Raw genomic sequence first — 17,671 nt, forward strand, 5'->3', positions numbered from 1 at the left:
GTCCGTCGCCCAGGGACCCAGCACCCCAGCGGGACAGCGCCCCCGGCAGGGATCGAACCTGCGACCGTCAGATTAGAAGTCTGCCGCTCTGTCCGCTGAGCTACGGGGGCGAGCGCCCCCGCGGGCGCGTGCGGCGAGGCTACCGGCGGCCCCTCCCCCGCGCCCCGCTGCCGCGGCGGTCCGGAGTGAGGGAGTGCGGGTCAGCCGATGGCGGCGGGCTCCGCGGGGTCCATGCCGATGCGGCGCTTCTGCACCTGGAGCGCCACGGCGCCCAGCGTCGCCGAGACGACGGACGCCCCGAGCACCGCCACCTTGGCCGCCTCGCGCAGCTCACCCGGCGGGAAGGCGAGCTCGCAGACGAGGAGGGAGACGGTGAAGCCGATGCCGGCGAGCACGGCGACGCCGAACAGGTCGCGCGGCGCCTGGTCCTCGGCCAGCCGCAGCGGCGTGAAGCGCTCGAGCACCGTCACCGTGAGCAGCACGCCGATCGGCTTGCCGCCCACGAGGCCGAGGATCACGCCGACGGCCACGGGGTGGGAGAAGACCTGCCCGAGCCCGCCGGTGCCGACGACCGTGACGCCGGCGGCGAAGAAGGCGAAGACGGGCAGCGCGAGCCCGGACGAGAGCGGGTTGACGACGCGGTTGACCCGCTGGCCGACCGCCTCGTCCTCCCCCCGCCGCGGAAGGGCGGGCACGGCGGCCCCGAGGAGGACGCCGGCGACGGTGGCGTGGACCCCGGAGGCGTGCACGAGGGTCCACGTGACGACGGCCAGCACGATCGCCCCGGCGATGAGCGCGCGGTGGGCGCCCGCGGACGCCGGCCGGCGCCGCACGAGCCACGCGAAGACGGCGAGCGGCACCAGGGCGGCGCCGAACCACGGGAGGGCCAGGTCGTCGGTGTAGAAGATCGCGATCACCGTGATCGCCAGGAGGTCGTCCACGACCGCGAGCGTCAGGAGGAAGGTGCGGACGCTGCCCGGCAGCCCCCGGCCGAAGACGACGAGGACGGCCACCGCGAAGGCGATGTCCGTCGCCGTCGGCACCGCCCAGCCCCGCAGGCCGTCGCTGCCGCTCTCGAGGACGACGACCGTGTAGAAGACCGCGGGCATGAGCATGCCGCCGAGGGCGGCGAGCGCGGGCATCGCCGCCCGGCGCGGGTCGCGCAGGCTGCCCCCGCGCACCTCGTGGGTGATCTCGAGGCCGACGACGAAGAAGAAGACGGCGAGCACGCCGTCGGCCGCCCACGTCGCCAGCGAGAGGTCGAGGTGCACCGAGGCCGGGCCGACGACCGTCTCGGACAGCTCGGTGTAGGCCTCGCGCCAGGGCGAGTTCGCCCAGACGACCGCGACGAGGGCGCCGAGGATGAGCAGGAGGCCGCCGGCGCGCTCGTCCTCGAGGACGGCGCGCACCCGGCCGTTCACGCCGCCGCTCCCGTGGCGCCGACGGGGACCGCCGCGGGCGCCGGGCGGGTGGACGCCGCGAGCACGCGCTCGCGGAGCACCCACAGGCTGCGGACGAGGTCGCGCTCGTCCTCGGCGGCACCACGGTGGGCCGTGCCGCGGACGCGGCGCTCGCGCAGGAGCGCCAGCTCGCCCGCGAGGTGCTGGAAGTCGGCCATCGCCTCGACGCCGTCCCGACCGCCGGTCGAGCGGGCCCAGCGCCGCGCGCGACGCCGCTCGGGCAGCGAGGCCGCCATGTGCGCCTCGGCCGGCGTCAGCCACCCCGCGTCGGCGTAGGCCGCGAGGTGCCGGCGCAGCACCCGGCCCTCGCGGCGGCGAGCCAGCACGACGAGCACGACGACGCCCGCGAAGACGGGCACCTGCAGCGCGAGGTAGACGACCGGGAAGCCCAGGGGCGCGAACGTCGACAGGTTCCAGACGCCGTGCAGGAGCACCGCGACCGCGAGCCCGCCGACCGGCAGCAGCCAGCGCGCGCGCCCGCGGCGGGCGACGGCCGCGCCGATCGCGGCACCGACGACCACGGTGAACAGGGGGTGCGCGAAGGGCGAGACCACGGCGCGCAGGACGAAGGTCACGGCCAGCTGCTGCGTGCCGCCGGCGACGAGGGCGCCGCTGAAGTAGAGGACGTTCTCGACGAAGGCGAAGCCGATGCCGACCATCCCGGCGTAGACGACGCCGTCGACGACGCCGTCGAACTCGCGGCGGCGCAGGAGGAGGACGGCGACGACGCCCAGCGCCTTCGCCACCTCCTCGGTGAGCGGCGCCACGACGCCGAGCGACACCGGGCCTGGCTCCCCCGAGGCGTCGAGCAGCACGGACGCCTGCGTGTTGACGGCGAGAGCGATCGCCGTCGCGACGCCCCCGCCCCAGCCGAGGGCGACGAGCAGGAGGCCCGGCGGCTCGGCCTCGTAGCGGTCCAACCACAGGAAGGCCGCCCCGACGAGCAGGACGGGCAGCAGCGCGAGGGCCAGGCCGACGGCGACCGCCGAGGGGCCGTTCTCGACGAGGACGATGCCGAGCACGCGCAGCAGCCCGGCGACCATGACGAGGGCGAGCAGCGCGGCGACGAGGACGTCGCGGGCCCGCGTGCGGCGGGCCGGGCGCCGCACCGGCAGTGCCGCGGTCAACACCCCGGGGGGCGGGGCCGCGGGCGGGCCCCCTCCGACTGCCGGCGACGGCCCTGCGTGCGTCATGGCGCGCACGCTAGCCCTGGGCACACGTCCGCGCCGACGCCGTCCGCGGGCGCCGGTCGTGCTCCGGGCGTCGCCTGGAGGGACCGCCGTCACGCCCCGGGTCCCGCCCCGCGGTCGCTCGACCTAGAGTCCGCCCGTGGCTTCCTCGACCTCCTCGCAACGCATCGTCTGGATCGACTGCGAGATGACGGGCCTCGACCTCGAGCGCGACGCCCTCGTCGAGGTGGCCGTCCTCGTCACCGACTCCGAGCTCGAGGTCGTCGGCGAGGGCCTCGACGTCGTCATCGCCCCCCCGCCGGAGGCGCTCGAGCAGATGCGCGACGTCGTCCGCGACATGCACACCTCCTCGGGCCTGCTGGAGGAGCTCGCGGCCGGCACGACGCTCGAGGACGCCCAGCGGCAGGTCCTCGAGCACGTGCGCGCCCTCGTCCCCGAGGCGCGCAAGGCGCCGCTGGCGGGCAACTCCGTCGGGACCGACCGCGGCTTCCTCGCCCGGGACATGCCGGACCTCGTCGACCACCTGCACTACCGGATCATCGACGTCTCCTCCGTCAAGGAGCTCGCCCGCCGCTGGTACCCGCGGGCGTACTTCGCCTCCCCGGAGAAGGCCGGCGGCCACCGCGCCCTCGCCGACATCCGTGAGAGCATCGAGGAGCTCCGGTACTACCGGGAGGCCGTCTTCGTGCCGCAGCCGGGCCCCGACTCGGCCACCGCTCGCGCCGTCGCCGCTCGGGTCACGGGCACCTGACCGCAGCCGGTACAGTGGTCCCCGCCCAGAGGGGCTCCGCGCGGTGACGGCGGGGTCCACGACGGGCCCTGGTGGGTGTAGCTCAGCTGGTAGAGCACCGCGTTGTGGTCGCGGTGGCCGCGGGTTCGAGCCCCGTCACTCACCCCGATCCCGTCCCCCCGGCTCGCCCGGGGGGACGGGTCCGAACGAGTCATCCCCCTCCCCTGCCGCGGCGCTGCGGCTCCCCGAGGCGGACGTTCTGCCACACTCGCCCCACACCGACCTCGAGGACTGGGGCGGTCGCAGGAGGAGGCACCATGACGACGTCCCCGACCCCGACGTCCCCCGAGCCCGGCGAGGGCTCGACCCCGTCCGACGAGTCGAGCACCAGCGGCAGCGAGCACGTGATGGACATGCTCGGCGAGCACGTCCCGCTCTCCCTGCTCATGGACCTGACGTCACCGACCGGTCCGGACAGCGTCAGCATCCACGACGACGAGGGCCTTCCCGAGGACAGCTGGTGGGACCTCGGCGAGGGCGACGGCGCGGCCGCCGGCGCGGACGAGGCCGGCACCGAGCGCTGACCGGGCCGCACGATTTCACGACGTCGGCGGGGCGCTGCTAACCTCGTCGACGCACGCGCTGCTAGCTCAATTGGCAGAGCAACTGACTCTTAATCAGTGGGTTCTGGGTTCGAGTCCCAGGCGGCGCACCACCTCACGGCCCTCGTCCGACGCAGTCGGGCGAGGGCCGTCGTCGTGCACGGCCGGCACGCTGACCGCACTGGACCGCGCGCCTACGCTCCGACCTGTGCCCGCCCGACTCCGCCGACGTCGGGCGCGCGGCCGGCACGCAGCCCCGTCCGCACGCCGCCCTCGGGTGCTCGACACGCTCGGGCAGGCGCTGGAGCGGCTCCTCTGGCTCCTCCCCTCCTGACCCTCGCGGCACCGCCGTGCGTTCCCGCTCCGTGGCCACGGTCGGCGTCCCCGCAGCGTTCGCCCCTCGCGGTGCGGCTCCTCCCTACTGACGACCTAGCGTCACCCGATCGGGTCTCCCGAAAGCCGCACGAGGGGCGAAGTGCGCGCCTAGCGTCGTCCGCGCTCGACCCATGGACAACGTCTCACACGGGGGAACACCACACATGCGCACCTACCGCACCGCTCTGTCCGTCGCCCTGGCCGCCGGCGTCGTCGGCCTCGCCGGCTCCCCGGCCCTCGCGGCGGACCCCTACGACTGCGACGACTTCAGCAGCCAGGCGGAGGCCCAGGCGGAGTTCGACCGGGTCTCCGGTGACCCGTCCGGCCTCGACCGGGACGACGACGGCCAGGCCTGCGAGAACACGGACTACCCCAGCAGCGGCTCCGGCAGCACCGGCGGCGGCGAGGAGGGCATGGCCATGCCCTCCGGCGGCGTGGACGCCGGCGCCGGCGGCACGGCGGGCGACGTCGGCGCGCTGCTCGCGTCGGGCGGACTGCTCGCCGCGGCCGGCGTCGGCGGCCTCGTGGTCGCGCGACGTCGCAGCGCCGGCTGACGGCGACGGGGCGCCCGGCCGCTGCGGCGGTCGGGCGCTCCACCCGTCGGCCTCGGTCACGCCCGGCGCGTCGACTCCCGCTCCACCACCGAGAACGGCGCGACGACGTCCTCCTCCTTCTCCGCCGGGTCGGCCATGCGGCGCAGCAGGAGACGCACCACCTCCTCGACCATCGCGTCGTGCCCGGGCGCCACGCTCGACAGCGACGGCACGCTCGTGGCGGCCTCGCGGACGTCGTCGAAGCCGACGACGAGGACGTCGTCCGGCACCCGCAGCCCGCTGTCGGCGAGGCCGCGCAGCACCCCCAGGGCGAGGGTGTCGGTGAGGGCGACCACCCCGTCCACCGGCTCCCCCGCGGCCAGCGCGCGGCCGCAGCGGACGCCGTCCTCCAGCGCCGTGCCGAAGGTCACCGCACGGGCCCGCGCGCCCGGCACCGCGCGGACGGCGTCGCGGACGCCGCGCGCGCGCAGCCGGAAGGCGTCGCCGTCGTGGCCCCCGGGCTCGTCGAGCTGCTCCCACGGAGGGCTCCCGACGACGGCGAGGCGCCGGCACCCCCGCTCGAGCAGCAGCGCGGCGGCCGCCCGGGCGCCCTCGGTGTTCGCCATGCCGACGTGGTCCACCCGCCGGAGGTCCTGGCGCTCGCCCAGGGCGACCACGGGGAGGTCGCCCGCGAGGGCGCGCACGTCACCGCCGAGCCCGACGGCCGACAGCACGAGTCCGTCGTAGGCGCCGCCGCGCGAGTCCCGCACCGCCGCCGCCTCCCCCTCGGGGCTGGCGCCGGTCTGCTCGACGACCAGGCGCAGCCCCTCCCGCGCGAGCCGCGCCGCCAGGCGCCCCGCGAGCTGCCCGAAGTACGGCGCGTCCAGGGACGGGACGGCCAGGCCCACGACCCCGGTGCGCCCGCGCCGCAGGCTGCGGGCGGCGACGTTGAGGCGGTAGCCGAGCCGCTCGCTGGCCTCCAGGACGACCCGACGCGTCTCCGGGCTCGTGGCCCGTCGCCCGGTGAGGACGTTGGAGACCGTCATGGGCGAGACCCCGGCCGCGGTGGCGACGTCGCGCATCGTGACCACGTCGCACCTCCGTCGACGCTCGAGCCGCGAGGCGCGGCGGGAGGACGGCGACGCTAGCAGCGCCACCACGGGCGGACGGGCGTGGACAGAGGCAGGTGTTTATCGATACAACAGAACAGCGCCGGTCGACGACGTCCGGCTCCCGCCCAGCCCCAGGAGGCCGTCATGACCACCGACCGCTCCCCCGAGACGACCGGCGCGAGCCCGACGGCCGCCGCGCGCGCCTCCGGCGTCGTCGACCTCGACCTGCCGGGCCCCACCATCAGCCGCCACCTCTACGGCCACTTCGCCGAGCACCTCGGCCGCTGCATCTACGACGGCTTCTTCGTCGGGGAGGACTCCGACGTCCCCAACGAGGGCGGCATCCGCCTCGACGTCGTCGAGGCCCTGCGCGCCGCCGGCATCCCGAACCTGCGCTGGCCCGGCGGGTGCTTCGCCGACGAGTACCACTGGCGCGACGGCGTCGGCCCGCGCGAGGAGCGCCCCCGCATGGTCAACAGCCACTGGGGCGACGTCGTGGAGGACAACAGCTTCGGCACGCACGAGTTCATGGCGCTGTGCGAGCTGCTCGGGGCCGAGCCCTACGTCTCGGCCAACGTCGGCTCCGGCACGGTGCACGAGAACGCGGACTGGGTCGAGTACCTCACCCGCGCCGACGACAGCCCCATGGCCGCGCTGCGCCGGGCCAACGGGCGCGACGAGCCCTGGCCCGTGCGCTTCTGGGGCCTCGGCAACGAGCCGTGGGGCTGCGGCGGCGGCATGCGCGCCGAGGCCTACGCCGACCTGGCGCGGACCTTCGGCACCTACAGCCGCGACCACGGGGGCAACGAGCTCTACCGGATCGCGGCGGGGGCGGCCGAGGCCGACTACCGCTGGACCGAGGTTCTCATGAAAGCCCTCGGCCACGAGATCGGCGGGACGCGACGGACCGGTCACGGCACGGGCACCTACCAGGCCGTCTCGTTCCACTACTACACGGTGCCGGGGCCCTGGGAGCACAAGGGCAGCGCCACCGACTTCGACGAGGACGAGTACTTCCGCACCATGGTCGAGGCGCAGAAGCTCGAGGGCATCCTGTCCGGCCACGCCGCCGTCATGGACGCCTACGACCCCGAGCGCCGGGTCGGGCTCGTCCTCGACGAGTGGGGCGCCTGGTACGACGTCGAGCCGGGCACGAACCCCGGGTTCCTGTTCCAGCAGAACAGCCTCCGCGACGCGCTCCTGGCCGGCCTGCACTTCGACGCCTTCCACCGCCACGCCGAGCGGCTCGTGATGGCCAACATCGCCCAGACGGTCAACGTGCTGCAGTCCATGGTCCTCACCGACGGCGAGGCCATGGTCCTCACGCCGACCTACCACGCCTTCACGATGAACCGCGGGCACCACGACGCCGCCCGCCTGCCGCTCGCGTGGCGCACGGCGGAGCCGGTGCGTCCCGTCGGCGGGACGGACCTCACGACGCTGACGGCGACCGCCAGCACGAAGGACGGCGCCGTCCTCGTCTCGCTCACCAACCTCGAGACGAGCGGCGGCGTGGACGTCGAGCTCGACCTGCGCGGGGGCGCCGTCGGCGCTCCCGAGGCGACCGTCCTCACGGCCGCGTCGACGTCGGCGCACAACACCGTGGAGCAGCCGGACGCCGTCGCGCCCGCTGCGCACGAGGCGTCGGTGGACGGCTCGGTGCTCCGCGTGCACGTGCCCGCGCACAGCTTCGTCACCGTGCGGCTCCCGCTGGCGGGCTGAGCGCGGCGCCCGTCCACGGCCCGCCCCACCCGGGCCGGGCCGTGGACGGGCGGCGTGGCGGGGCCCGCCGTAGCGTCGCGCCCACCGCCCCCGCCGACAGGAGACGCCGTGCGCCGCCGCCCCGCCCCCGTCCTCGCGCTCGTGCTCTCGAGCGCCGTGCTCGCCGGCTGCTCGGGCGCCCGCGACCTGCCGCGCGACGCCATCGACATGACCCCCTGGAACGAGACCGGGGACGCCGCCGACCGCGTCGCCGCCCTCGAGCCCGACGCCGCGGACCGGCTCGACGACCGGGCCGAGGCCCGTGAGGACGCCCGCCAGGACGCGCAGGAGGCCGCGGACGAGCGCGCCGAGGAGGCGCGCGAGGAGCTCGAGGACTGCGGCGACCCCGACGACGCCCGCGAGCTCGAGGTCTCGGCCGACGGCGCCGAGATGGTCGTCGTCGTGCCCGCCGAGGACGACGACGACGCGGTCGAGGAGCTCGAGGACTACCGCGAGGACGCTGACGCCGGGCCGGTCTGCTGGGTGGTCGTCCGCGTCGACAACACCGAGGGCGACCGGGTGGTCGACCTGCCGCGCGTCGAGGTCGTCACCGCGGACGGACGGCAGGTGCGCCTCGAGCGCGCCTCCGACGCCCTCTCCGGATGGGCGGACCGCCGGGCGGACGACGACGACGCGGCCGTCCGCGCCGTCGAGCTGACGGCGGGCCTCACGGGCGTCGTCGGGCCGGGCGACGAGGGCGACCTCGTCTTCGTCGCCACCACCGACCTCGACGACCCCCGTGGCGTGCGCCTGCAGCCCTCCGACGGCGCCCGGCTGGTCGACGCCTCCTCCTGAGAGCCGCTCCGGCACAGGACTCGTCGCGGCGAGACCCCCGCGACGACGCCCCCGCCGCGGCGGTCAGCGGGGTCGCACCTCCAGGCGCAGGCCGTCGCGGGGGCGCATCGTCACGAGGGCTTCGACGCGCACCCGCGTCCCCGGCGCCGGGTGCACCGACGCCCCGCGCAGCAGCTCGGCGAGCGCGAGGGTCGTCTCGACGAGCGCGAAGTCGCGCCCGATGCAGAGGCGGGGTCCGGCGCCGAAGGGCGTGTACGCCGTCCGCGCCCCGCGGGGCAGGCCCTCCTCGAAGCGCTCCGGGCGGTAGGCCTCCGGGTCGGGGAAGAGCTCGGGCCGCCGGTGCAGCAGCCACGGGCTGATGATCGCCGTCGTCCCCGCCGGCACGGCGACGCCGTCCAGCACGTCTTCGGCGACGGCGCGCCGGCTCACCACCCACGCGGGCGGGAAGAGCCGCAGCGACTCCTCGACCGCGGCGCGGGTGCGCACGAGCGACCGGAGGTCGTCCCATCCCGGAGCCCGCCCGCCCCGCTCGTCCCCGCCGCCGAGGACCGCCTCGAGCTCCTCGCGGACGCGGCGCTGGGCGCCCTGCTCCTGCGCGAGCAGGTGCAGGGTCCACGTGAGCGCCGAGGCCACCGTCTCGTGCCCGGCGATGACCATCGTCACGAGCTCGTCACGCAGGCCCTCGGGCGCCAGGTCGCCGCTGTCCACGGCCCGCAGCAGCAGGCCCAGCAGGTCCTCGCCGGCGGCGCCCTGCGCACGCCGGCGGGCGACGACGGCGGCGCTCGCCGCGTCGAGCTCGGCGACGGCGCGCCGGAGGCGGCGGCGCGCCGGCGTGGGCAGCCAGCCGGGCAGCGGCGTGCGCACCCGGCCGACGACGACCTCGAGCGCCTCGAGCACCGCGCGGACGAGGCGCTCGCCGTCCTCGGCGACGTCGGCGCCGAAGAGGGTGCGCCCCACGACCTCCAGCGTCGCCTGCAGGGCTCCGGCGTCGACGTCGACGACGCCCCCTCCGGACGGCCACGCGGCTCGCATCCGTGCGGCGGCGGCCACCGACTGCTCGGCCACCGCGGTGAGCCCGCCGGGGTGGAAGGCGGGCTGGGCGGTGCGGCGCCGCTCGCGCCAGACCTCGCCGTCGCTCGTCAGGAGGCCCGAGCCGGTGACGGCGGACAGCGCGCCGTACTGGGCCGTCCTCTTGGACCAGCCGCGGTGGTTGTCCACGAGCACGCGTCGGGCCGCCGTGGGAGAGCTGACGAGGACGACGGGCAGCCGCGGCATCGGGAAGGCGACGAGGTCGCCCCAGCGCGCCTGCACGGACGCCAGGAAGGCCAGCGGGTCGGCGCGGATCCGCGGGACGGCGGTGACCATGTGCCACGGCAGCGGGCCGTCGGCCTCCACGGGCGTGTAGCGCGCGTTCCGGCGCGGGGCCGCGGGCGGCGCGCTCGGGGCCGGCGACGGGGCGGACGCGGCGCTCAGAGGTACAGCCCCGTCCGGCCCTGCTCGGACCCGGCCTCGGCGACGGCGTGGAGGTCGCGCTCACGCAGCAGGAGGTACTCGCGCCCGCCGAGCTCGACCTCGCCGCGGGCCTCGGGGTCGAAGAGGACGCGGTCGCCCAGGCGCACCTGGCGGACGTGCTGGCCCACCGCCATGACGACGGCCCACGTGAGCCGCTTGCCCACGGCGGCCGTGGCGGGGATGACGATGCCGGCGCTCGAGCGGCGTTCCCCGCCGGCCTCGGCGGTCGAGACGAGCACGCGGTCGTGCAGCATCCGCAGGCCGAGCTCGCCCGGGCCGGGGCGGCCCGGGGAGGACGCCGCGGGCGTCCGCTCGGTGGTCCGGTCCGCTGGGGTGTCGGCTGGGCTCACCCCCCGACGCTACCGGCGACCGTCGACGGCGCCCGCCCTCCCCCGAGCCGCACGGGCTCCGGACGCGCGCGAGCCCCGCCGCCCGGGTGGGCGGCGGGGCTCGCGGGGACCGGTGCGTCGGCGCCGGGGCGCTCCGAGGCGGTCAGGAGCGCTTGCGGCCCCGCTCGGCGGCCTTCTCGACCTCGCGGCGACCGCGGCGCTTGCGCCGGCGGGCGCCGCGCAGGGCGAGCAGCGCGACGAGGCCGGCGACACCGGCGCCGATGGCGGCGATGCGCTCGGTGCGGGGCTGGCCCTCGGGGGTGAGGACGGCCCCGCGGGCCTTCTCCTTGACGTCCGCGACGGTGCGCTGCGCGACGTTCTTCGGCGCCACCCGGTCCTGGAGCGCGGCGACGCTCGAGGCCAGCTGGTTCTGCTGGCCCCGGATGATCTTCTCGAGCTCCGCCGGGTCGGAGGGCAGCGGCGCGGTGCGCTGCCCCTGCTGCTGCTGGGCCTGCCCCGTGGGCGTGCTCATGGGTCCTCCTGGAGGGGTGCTGGCGTCGGTGCGTGCGGTGGCGCGCGGCACCGGGGCGCCGTGCAGATCTTCGGCGGTGACGCTATCGCGGGGACCCGCGGGCGGCAGGTCAGGACGAGAGGTGCGCGACGGGCGCGCGGACCGCGACGTCACCGGCGCTGGCTAGCCTCCGCTCCATGAGCGAGCCCACCACGGGCGCGGAGCCCGCCGACGCGGCCTCCGGCCCCACCTCCCCGCCGGTCTCGGCGACCACCCCCGCGCCCACGACGACCTCGACGGGGCGGCGTCTGCAGGAGGGCGACGTCGCCCCGGCGTTCACGCTGCCGACGGCCGACGGCGGCGAGGTGTCCCTCGCCTCCTACGCCGGCCGGTCCGTCGTCGTCTACTTCTACCCCTCCGCCATGACGCCGGGCTGCACGACGCAGGCCGTCGACTTCCGCGACAGCCTCGAGGAGCTGCGCGGGGCGGGCTTCGACGTCGTCGGCGTCTCCCCCGACGCCCCGGAGCGGCTCGTCCGCTTCGCGGAGAAGGAGGCCCTGACCTTCCCGCTCGCCTCCGACGTGGACCACGCCGTGCTCGAGGCCTACGGCGCCTGGGGCGAGAAGTCGACGTACGGGCGCCTGTCCCTCGGGGTCATCCGCTCGACCGTCGTCGTCGGGCCCGACGGCCGGGTCGTCCACGCCTCGTACGGCGTGAAGGCCAAGGACCACGTGGCGCGCCTGCGGCGGGCCCTCGGCGTGGACGCCTGACGCCGTAGGCTCGCCGCCGCCCTCTCCCGCGCGCGGGGAGGGCGGGCGGACGTGGTGGAACTGGCAGACACGCGAGGTTTAGGTCCTCGTGCCCCGGGAGGGGTGTGCGGGTTCGACCCCCGCCGTCCGCACCGAACGCGCCAGGAGGCGCCGCCCCGAGGGGCGGCGCCTCCTGCCGTGCTGTGGTGCTGGTGCTGGTCGTACTGGAGATCAGGTCACATGGCCGGCGGCATGAGCACCGCGTCGATGAGGTAGACGGTCGCGTTGGCCGTCTGGACCCCGCCGCAGATCACGGAGGCCGGGTTGTCGCTGTCGGCGTTGACCATGATGTCGTCGCCGCTGCCGCTCACCGACAGCTGCTCGCCGAGCAGGGTGTCGTAGTCGCCGTCGGGCGACTGCGGGTCCACGGGCGTCGTGACGACGTGGTAGGTCAGCACGTCGGTCAGCGTCTGGGCGCCCTCGGGCGAGCTCAGCGTGTCGAGCGTGGCCTGGTCGAGGGCTGCGAAAGCCTCGTCGACCGGGGCGAAGACGGTGATGTCCTCGGCGCCGTTGAGGTCGTCCACGAGGTTCACGTCGGGGTTGAGCTGGCCGGAGACGGCCGCCGTGAGCTGGGTCAGCAGCGGGTTGTTGCTCGCCGCCGTGGCCACCGGGTCCTGCGCCATGCCGTCGACGGAGCCGGCGCCGTCGGGGTTGGCCTCGGCGTAGTCCGAGCAGCCCGGGCCGACGAGCATCGACGCCATGTCCATGCCCCCGGTCATCTCGTCGGTGGGGGTCGCCATGTCCTCGCCCATGTCCTCGCTGGGCGTCGCCATGGGCTCCTCCATGGACGAGTCCGGCGTGGTGTCGGCGGTGCCGCCCGCGGGCTCCTCGCCGCCGCAGGCGGAGAGCGTGAGGACGAACGCGGCGGCGCCGGCGGCGACGAGGCTGGTGGAGCGCTTCATGGGGTGTCCTTCCCTCGGGTCCTTCGTGGTGCTGACGGGGGGTGTTCGGCCGCGGGGGCCGCGGCGGATTGCCCTGCGCCGCATCGTGACCCGCTCGTGACGCGGTCGCGCGAGGCGGGGCACTGTGCGGCACAACGGCTCTCCGCGCATCTCGAGAGGGCCCGCGCCGCCCGCGCCCCACCCGACCGGGTCAGGCGTCGGACGTGCCGGTCACGGTGATCGAGTGCCAGCCGGACGCGCCGTCCGGGATGGGCGGCACCCGCTCCTGCACCTGGGTCGCGCCCGTCTCGTCCGTCGCCCGGACGGTCAGGGTGTGCGACCCCTCGGGGAGGTCGTAGGGGAAGCGCCACTGCACCCACGTCTGGTCGTTGTAGGCGGCGGCGAGCTCGGCCTCCTGCCACTCCCCGTCGTCGAGCCGCAGCTCGACGCGGGCGATGCCGCGCCCCTGGGCCCACGCGGTGCCCGCCGCCACGGCCTGCCCGACCGGCTGGCGCGACAGCGGCTCGGGCACCTCGATGCGGCTCTGCGTCTTGATGGGCCCGCGCTCGGCCCAGCCGCGGTCGGTCCAGTACGCCGTCGCCCGGTCGTAGCGGGTGACCTCGAGGTCGACGACCCACTTGGTCGCCGAGACGAAGCCGTAGAGGCCCGGGACGACCATGCGGACGGGGAAGCCGTGCTCCGTGGGCAGCGGCTCGCCGTTCATGGCGACCGCGAGGATCGCGTCCACGTCGTCGTCGACGAGCGCCTCGAGCGGGGTCGACGCCGTCCACCCGTCGACGCTCGTCGACAGGACCATGTCGGCGTCCGCGGCGGGACGGGCGCGTGCCAGCAGCTCGCGGACCGGCAGGCCCAACCAGCGGGCGTTGCTGATGAGGTCGCCGCCCACCTCGTTGGAGACGCACGCCAGGGTGACCCAGGTCTCGAGGAGCTCGGAGTCCATCAGCTCCGCGAAGTCGATCTCGACCTCCTCCTCGACCATGCCGTGCACGCGCAGCGTCCACGTCGAGGGGTCCACGCGCGGCACCGTCAGCGCGGTGTCGATCCGGTAGAAGTCCGGGTTGGGGGTCTGCCACGGCACGACGCCGTCCACGCCGACGTCCACGGCCTCCGGGACCGGCGGCGCGGGCACGGCCGGGGCGGGCAGGCGGAGCGCCGAGCGCACGGACGCGACGCCGCGGCTCGCCGCCCCGAGCGCCCGGCCGCCGGCGAAGGACAGGGCCGCGAGCGCCCCCGTCGCGCCGGCCGCGACGAGGAAGCCTCGCCGGGAGGTCCCGTCGTCCTGCACCGCGCCCCGGCGCGGCAGGCGGTCGAGGAGCCAGTGCAGGGCGAGGAGGCCGCCGACGGCGCCGACCAGGCTGGGCAGCGGCGAGAGGGTCACCGCGTCGGGGCGGCTCGAGGCCGCCACGGCGCCGACGACGCCGAGGGCGATGACGACGACGTCCCCCAGGACGCGACGACGGCGCCCGAGGACGCCGGCGAGGGCCGCCAGGACGGCGAGGACGAGACCGATGCCGACGAGCAGCGCCAGCTTGTCGTTCGTGCCGAACGTGGAGATGGCGAAGTCCTTGAGCCACCCGGGCGTGAGGTCGACGAAGGCGTCCCCCACCGCGAGGACGGGGGCCGCCGAGGGGGCGACCACCGCCGCGACGACCTCGGCGACGCCGAGCGTCAGCGCCGCCGCGAGCAGGCCCGCGAGCGCCGCGAGCGCCGTGGTCCCGCGGCGTCGGGGCCGGCGGCCGGCGGCACCGGGCCGGGGGGCGGGCTGGGGAGGGGCGCTCGTGCTCATGTCCCATGTTCGGCCCCGCCCCCCGGTCGGATGCCACCCGGGCGCCTCGTCAGCCCAGCAGCGCGGGCATCTCCTGCGCCAGGGCGCCGAAGGCCCGGGCGCGGTGGGAGACGGCGTTCTTCTCCTGCGCGCTCATCTCCCCCAGCGTGCGGGTCTCCCCCTCGGGGACCACCGCCGGGTCGTAGCCGAAGCCGCCCGCGCCGCGCGGCGCCCGGGCGAGGACGCCCGCGAGCCGGCCGTGGTGGACGACCTCGCCCCCGCCCGGGAGGACGAGCGCGGCCGCGCAGACGAAGGCCGCCCCGCGCTCGGCGTCGGGGACGTCGGCCAGCTGGGCGAGCAGCAGGGCGAGGTTGGCGGCGTCGTCCCCGTGGCGGCCCGCCCAGCGGGCGCTGAAGACGCCCGGCGCGCCCCCGAGGACGTCGACGCAGAGGCCGGAGTCGTCGGCGAGCGCCGGCAGCCCGGTGGCCGCGCACGCGGCGCGGGCCTTGAGCAGCGCGTTGGCGGCGAAGGTGGTGCCGCTCTCGACGACGTCGGGGACGGCGGGCAGCCCGGGCCCGTCGAGGGGCAGCAGCTCGAGCGAGGGCAGCGGGCCCGCCAGGAGCACCGCGATCTCCTCGACCTTGTGGGCGTTGCGCGTGGCCAGCACCGCCCGCACCGGGCTCACGCCGCGCCGCCCGCGGCCCCGCCGTCGAGGTCGGCGACCGTGACGGCGGTGCCCGGCGCCGCGGCGAGGGCGGCCTGCTGCAGGCGCGCGAGCGTGGCGCACCCGCCGAGGGCCAGCTCGAGCAGGGCGTCGAGCTCGGCCCGGTCGAAGGGCGCGCCCTCGGCGGTGCCCTGCACCTCCACGAAGCGCCCGTCACCGGTGGCGACGACGTTCATGTCCGTGCCGGCGGCGGAGTCCTCGACGTAGTCCAGGTCGAGCACGGGGCGGCCGTCGCTGACGCCGACGCTGACGGCGGAGACGCTGCCGCGCAGGGGGTCCCGCTTGACGAGGCCCTCGCCGCGGGCCCACTGCACGGCCTCGGCCAGCGCCGTCCAGGCGCCCGTGACGGCCGCGGTGCGGGTGCCGCCGTCGGCCTGGAGGACGTCGCAGTCGAGGACGAGCGTGTTCTCCCCCAGGGCCTTCGTGTCGACGACGGCGCGCAGCGCCCGGCCGACGAGCCGGGAGATCTCGTGGGTGCGCCCACCGACCTTGCCGCGCACCGACTCCCGGTCGCTCCGGCTGTTCGTGGCCCGCGGGAGCATGGCGTACTCGGCGGTCACCCACCCCTGCCCGGAGCCCTTGCGCCAGCGGGGCACCCCCTCGGTGAGGGAGGCCGTGCACAGGACCCGGGTCTGGCCGAACTCGACGAGGACGCTGCCCTCACCGGCCTGCTGCCAGCGCCGGGTGAGGCGGACCGGACGCAGCGCGTCGGGTGCGCGGCCGTCGTGGCGGGCGGGCTGGCTGGTGGCGCTCGTCATGGGTCCGGACCCTACGCGCGGGGGCCGACCTCCCCGGTGGCCTCTCCCCCGGCGCCCTGACCGCTCCCGTCGGGGGCGAGCGGCGAGCCCACGTCGACGACGAGGCCGGGCTCCGCGAGCGCCACCGCCCCCGCGTAGCCGACCCCGCCGGCCTCCGCGAGGGTGCGCGCCGGGTCGTTCCACGGCGGCAGGTGCGTGAGCAGCAGGGACCGCGCCCCGGCGTCGCGCGCCACCTCGGCGGCCCGCCGCCCCGTGAGGTGGACGCCGCGCTGGGCGTCGCGGCCCTCGTGGAAGGCGGCCTCGGCGAGGAGGAGGTCGGCGTCACGGGCGAGGTCGACCACGGCCGCGCAGGCGTCGGTGTCCCCCGTGTAGGTGAGGACGGCGCCGGTGGCGCGCTCGCACAGGCGCATCCCGTAGGCCTCGACCGGGTGGTCGACGCGGTCGACGAGCACGTCCCACGGCCCGAGGGCGAGGGGCGCGCCCGCCCGCCACGCGCGCACGGCGAAGCTGGCGGCGAGCTCGGGGCCGGACCCGGGCCCGTAGGCGGCCGCGAGGTGCTCGGCCGTCCCGGGGGGGCCGAGCACCGGCAGCGGCTCCGGTCGCCCCGTGGGCCGCTCGCGCAGCGCCGGGTCGTACGTGCGCGCGACGTGCAGCCCGCAGAGGTCGAGGCAGTGGTCGGCGTGGAGGTGGGAGAGCAGGACGGCGTCGAGCGCGTGGAGGTCCACGACGCGCTGCAGCGGGCCGAGGGCCCCGCTCCCCAGATCGAGGAGCACCCGCCACCGGCGCCGCTCCCCCTCCTCTCCCAGGCCGTCCGCTGCTGGGCCGTCCGCCGCCGGGCCGTCCGCCTCGAGGAGGTAGCAGGAGGCGGCGCCGCCGGGCCCGGGCAGCGAGCCGGAGCAGCCGACGACCGTCAGGCGCACGGCGAGCCGCCGCTCACGCCCTCACCGGCCCGCGCCGGTGGTGAGGAGCCCGGCGCTCTCCGCGAGCGCCACCTCGGGGCCGAGGAAGCGCCGGGCCAGGGCCGTGAAGGCGTCCGGGTCCCCGGTGGTGAGGAAGCGGTGCTCCGGTGACGGGCTGCCCGGGGGGCGCTCGAGGCCGTTCTCGACGAGCGCGCGGTAGACCTCCTGGGCCGTCTCCTCGGCGCTGCTGACGAGGCTGACGGCGGGGCCCATGACGAGCGACAGGACGCCGGTGAGCAGCGGGTAGTGGGTGCACCCGAGGACGAGGACGTCGACGCCGGCCTCCTGCAGGGGCGCGAGCGCGCGCCGGGCCTCGGCCATGAGCTCGGGCCCCGTGGTGACGCCCGCCTCGACGAACTCGACGAAGCGCGGCACGGCGCGCGTCGTCACCTGCAGGAGGGGCGCCGCGGCGAAGGCGTCCTCGTAGGCGCGCGACGTCGCCGTCGCCTGCGTGCAGATGACCCCGACGCGGCCCGACCGCGTGACCGCGGACGCCCGGCGCACGGCCGGGCGGATGACCTCGACGACGGGGACGTCGTAGCGCTCCCGCGCGTCGTGGAGCACGGCGGCGCTGGCCGAGTTGCAGGCGATGACGAGGAGCTTGACCCCGCGGTCGACCATCTCGTCGAGGCACTCCAGGGCGTACTGCCGCACCTCGGCGATCCGCCGCGGGCCGTAGGGCTGGCGCGCGGTGTCGCCGACGTAGAGCACGGGCTCGTCGGGCAGCTGGTCGAGCACGGCCCGGGCGACCGTGAGGCCGCCGAACCCGGAGTCGAAGATGCCGATCGGGTCGTCCGCCACGGGGGCAGGGTAGGCCGGGCGGCCGGCGGGGGGGGGGGGGGGG

Annotated in this window: 18 protein-coding genes and 4 tRNA genes; 9 read left to right on the forward strand and 13 right to left on the reverse strand. The window is 76.7% G+C overall.

Annotation, left to right across the window (positions count from 1 at the left end):
• Positions 1 to 37: 37 nt before the first annotated feature.
• From WDV85_RS16195 to WDV85_RS16205, 3 genes are all read right to left on the reverse strand, one after another.
• A tRNA-Arg gene (locus tag WDV85_RS16195) sits at positions 38 to 110 on the reverse strand.
• 90 nt (positions 111 to 200) lie between these two features.
• Complete coding sequence (gene nhaA, locus WDV85_RS16200; protein ID WP_339571613.1) at positions 201 to 1,421, reverse strand: Na+/H+ antiporter NhaA; 1,221 nt, start codon at positions 1,419 to 1,421, stop codon at positions 201 to 203.
• A complete protein-coding gene (locus WDV85_RS16205) occupies positions 1,418 to 2,590 on the reverse strand; it encodes a PrsW family intramembrane metalloprotease (protein ID WP_339571614.1) in 1,173 nt (390 codons plus the stop codon). The genes nhaA and WDV85_RS16205 overlap by 4 nt, the downstream gene beginning before the upstream one ends.
• 199 nt (positions 2,591 to 2,789) lie before the next feature.
• Here WDV85_RS16205 and orn point away from each other — a divergent pair, with 199 nt between their 5' ends.
• The 5 genes from orn (at position 2,790) to WDV85_RS16230 (ending at position 4,911) form a co-directional block, all read left to right on the forward strand.
• Entirely contained in the window at positions 2,790 to 3,401 is a 612-nt protein-coding gene (gene orn, locus WDV85_RS16210; protein ID WP_322790116.1) for an oligoribonuclease, read from the forward strand.
• A gap of 71 nt (positions 3,402 to 3,472) precedes the next feature.
• Positions 3,473 to 3,545: transfer RNA gene (locus tag WDV85_RS16215), tRNA-His, on the forward strand.
• 152 nt (positions 3,546 to 3,697) lie between these two features.
• Positions 3,698 to 3,964, forward strand: a complete 267-nt coding sequence (locus WDV85_RS16220; RefSeq protein WP_339571615.1) for a hypothetical protein — start codon at positions 3,698 to 3,700, stop codon at positions 3,962 to 3,964.
• A gap of 55 nt (positions 3,965 to 4,019) precedes the next feature.
• Positions 4,020 to 4,095, forward strand: a tRNA-Lys gene (locus tag WDV85_RS16225).
• Positions 4,096 to 4,488: 393 nt separating this feature from the next.
• Positions 4,489 to 4,911 carry an excalibur calcium-binding domain-containing protein gene (locus WDV85_RS16230; protein WP_339571616.1) on the forward strand — a complete coding sequence of 141 codons (423 nt, stop codon included), beginning with the start codon at positions 4,489 to 4,491 and terminating at the stop codon, positions 4,909 to 4,911.
• A 56-nt stretch (positions 4,912 to 4,967) separates the two neighbouring features.
• Here WDV85_RS16230 and WDV85_RS16235 read toward each other — a convergent pair whose 3' ends face one another.
• Positions 4,968 to 5,972, reverse strand: coding sequence for a LacI family DNA-binding transcriptional regulator (locus tag WDV85_RS16235; protein ID WP_339571662.1), 1,005 nt, complete (start codon positions 5,970 to 5,972; stop codon positions 4,968 to 4,970).
• 174 nt (positions 5,973 to 6,146) lie between these two features.
• Here WDV85_RS16235 and WDV85_RS16240 point away from each other — a divergent pair, with 174 nt between their 5' ends.
• On the forward strand, positions 6,147 to 7,724 hold the full coding sequence (locus tag WDV85_RS16240; protein ID WP_339571617.1) for an alpha-N-arabinofuranosidase: 1,578 nt from the start codon (positions 6,147 to 6,149) through the stop codon (positions 7,722 to 7,724).
• A 108-nt stretch (positions 7,725 to 7,832) separates the two neighbouring features.
• The gene (locus WDV85_RS16245; RefSeq protein ID WP_339571618.1) at positions 7,833 to 8,558 is read left to right on the forward strand and encodes a hypothetical protein; all 726 of its coding nucleotides are present in this window, start codon (positions 7,833 to 7,835) and stop codon (positions 8,556 to 8,558) included.
• 63 nt (positions 8,559 to 8,621) lie between these two features.
• Here WDV85_RS16245 and WDV85_RS16250 read toward each other — a convergent pair whose 3' ends face one another.
• The 3 genes from WDV85_RS16250 to WDV85_RS16260 all read right to left on the reverse strand — a co-directional run bounded on the left by WDV85_RS16250 (position 8,622) and on the right by WDV85_RS16260 (position 10,931).
• The gene (locus tag WDV85_RS16250; RefSeq protein WP_339571619.1) at positions 8,622 to 9,953 is read right to left on the reverse strand and encodes a cytochrome P450; all 1,332 of its coding nucleotides are present in this window, start codon (positions 9,951 to 9,953) and stop codon (positions 8,622 to 8,624) included.
• A gap of 74 nt (positions 9,954 to 10,027) precedes the next feature.
• Positions 10,028 to 10,324: a GroES family chaperonin gene (locus tag WDV85_RS16255; RefSeq protein ID WP_171202957.1), complete on the reverse strand. Its 297-nt coding sequence runs from the start codon at positions 10,322 to 10,324 to the stop codon at positions 10,028 to 10,030.
• Between the two features lie 238 nt (positions 10,325 to 10,562).
• Positions 10,563 to 10,931 carry a DUF3618 domain-containing protein gene (locus WDV85_RS16260; protein WP_339571621.1) on the reverse strand — a complete coding sequence of 123 codons (369 nt, stop codon included), beginning with the start codon at positions 10,929 to 10,931 and terminating at the stop codon, positions 10,563 to 10,565.
• Between the two features lie 176 nt (positions 10,932 to 11,107).
• On the opposite strand from WDV85_RS16260, the gene bcp reads away from it, so the two are divergent.
• Positions 11,108 to 11,680 carry a thioredoxin-dependent thiol peroxidase gene (bcp, locus tag WDV85_RS16265; protein ID WP_339571622.1) on the forward strand — a complete coding sequence of 191 codons (573 nt, stop codon included), beginning with the start codon at positions 11,108 to 11,110 and terminating at the stop codon, positions 11,678 to 11,680.
• 45 nt (positions 11,681 to 11,725) lie between these two features.
• A tRNA-Leu gene (locus WDV85_RS16270) sits at positions 11,726 to 11,811 on the forward strand.
• An 84-nt stretch (positions 11,812 to 11,895) separates the two neighbouring features.
• Here the strand turns inward: WDV85_RS16270 and WDV85_RS16275 are convergent.
• From WDV85_RS16275 to murI, 6 genes are all read right to left on the reverse strand, one after another.
• The gene (locus WDV85_RS16275) at positions 11,896 to 12,621 is read right to left on the reverse strand and encodes a fasciclin domain-containing protein (protein ID WP_339571623.1); all 726 of its coding nucleotides are present in this window, start codon (positions 12,619 to 12,621) and stop codon (positions 11,896 to 11,898) included.
• A 190-nt stretch (positions 12,622 to 12,811) separates the two neighbouring features.
• Entirely contained in the window at positions 12,812 to 14,407 is a 1,596-nt protein-coding gene (locus WDV85_RS16280) for a molybdopterin-dependent oxidoreductase (protein ID WP_339571624.1), read from the reverse strand.
• A gap of 49 nt (positions 14,408 to 14,456) precedes the next feature.
• Positions 14,457 to 15,071: an RdgB/HAM1 family non-canonical purine NTP pyrophosphatase gene (gene rdgB / locus WDV85_RS16285; RefSeq protein ID WP_339571625.1), complete on the reverse strand. Its 615-nt coding sequence runs from the start codon at positions 15,069 to 15,071 to the stop codon at positions 14,457 to 14,459.
• Positions 15,068 to 15,868: a ribonuclease PH gene (rph, locus tag WDV85_RS16290; protein WP_339571626.1), complete on the reverse strand. Its 801-nt coding sequence runs from the start codon at positions 15,866 to 15,868 to the stop codon at positions 15,068 to 15,070. Before rph ends, rdgB begins: the two co-directional genes overlap by 4 nt.
• Positions 15,869 to 15,879: 11 nt before the next feature.
• Positions 15,880 to 16,788 carry an MBL fold metallo-hydrolase gene (locus tag WDV85_RS16295; protein WP_339571627.1) on the reverse strand — a complete coding sequence of 303 codons (909 nt, stop codon included), beginning with the start codon at positions 16,786 to 16,788 and terminating at the stop codon, positions 15,880 to 15,882.
• 21 nt (positions 16,789 to 16,809) lie between these two features.
• On the reverse strand, positions 16,810 to 17,628 hold the full coding sequence (murI, locus tag WDV85_RS16300) for a glutamate racemase (protein ID WP_339571628.1): 819 nt from the start codon (positions 17,626 to 17,628) through the stop codon (positions 16,810 to 16,812).
• Positions 17,629 to 17,671: the final 43 nt, after the last annotated feature.

Source organism: Pseudokineococcus sp. 5B2Z-1 (genome assembly GCF_037482305.1).
GTDB lineage: Bacteria > Actinomycetota > Actinomycetes > Actinomycetales > Quadrisphaeraceae > Pseudokineococcus.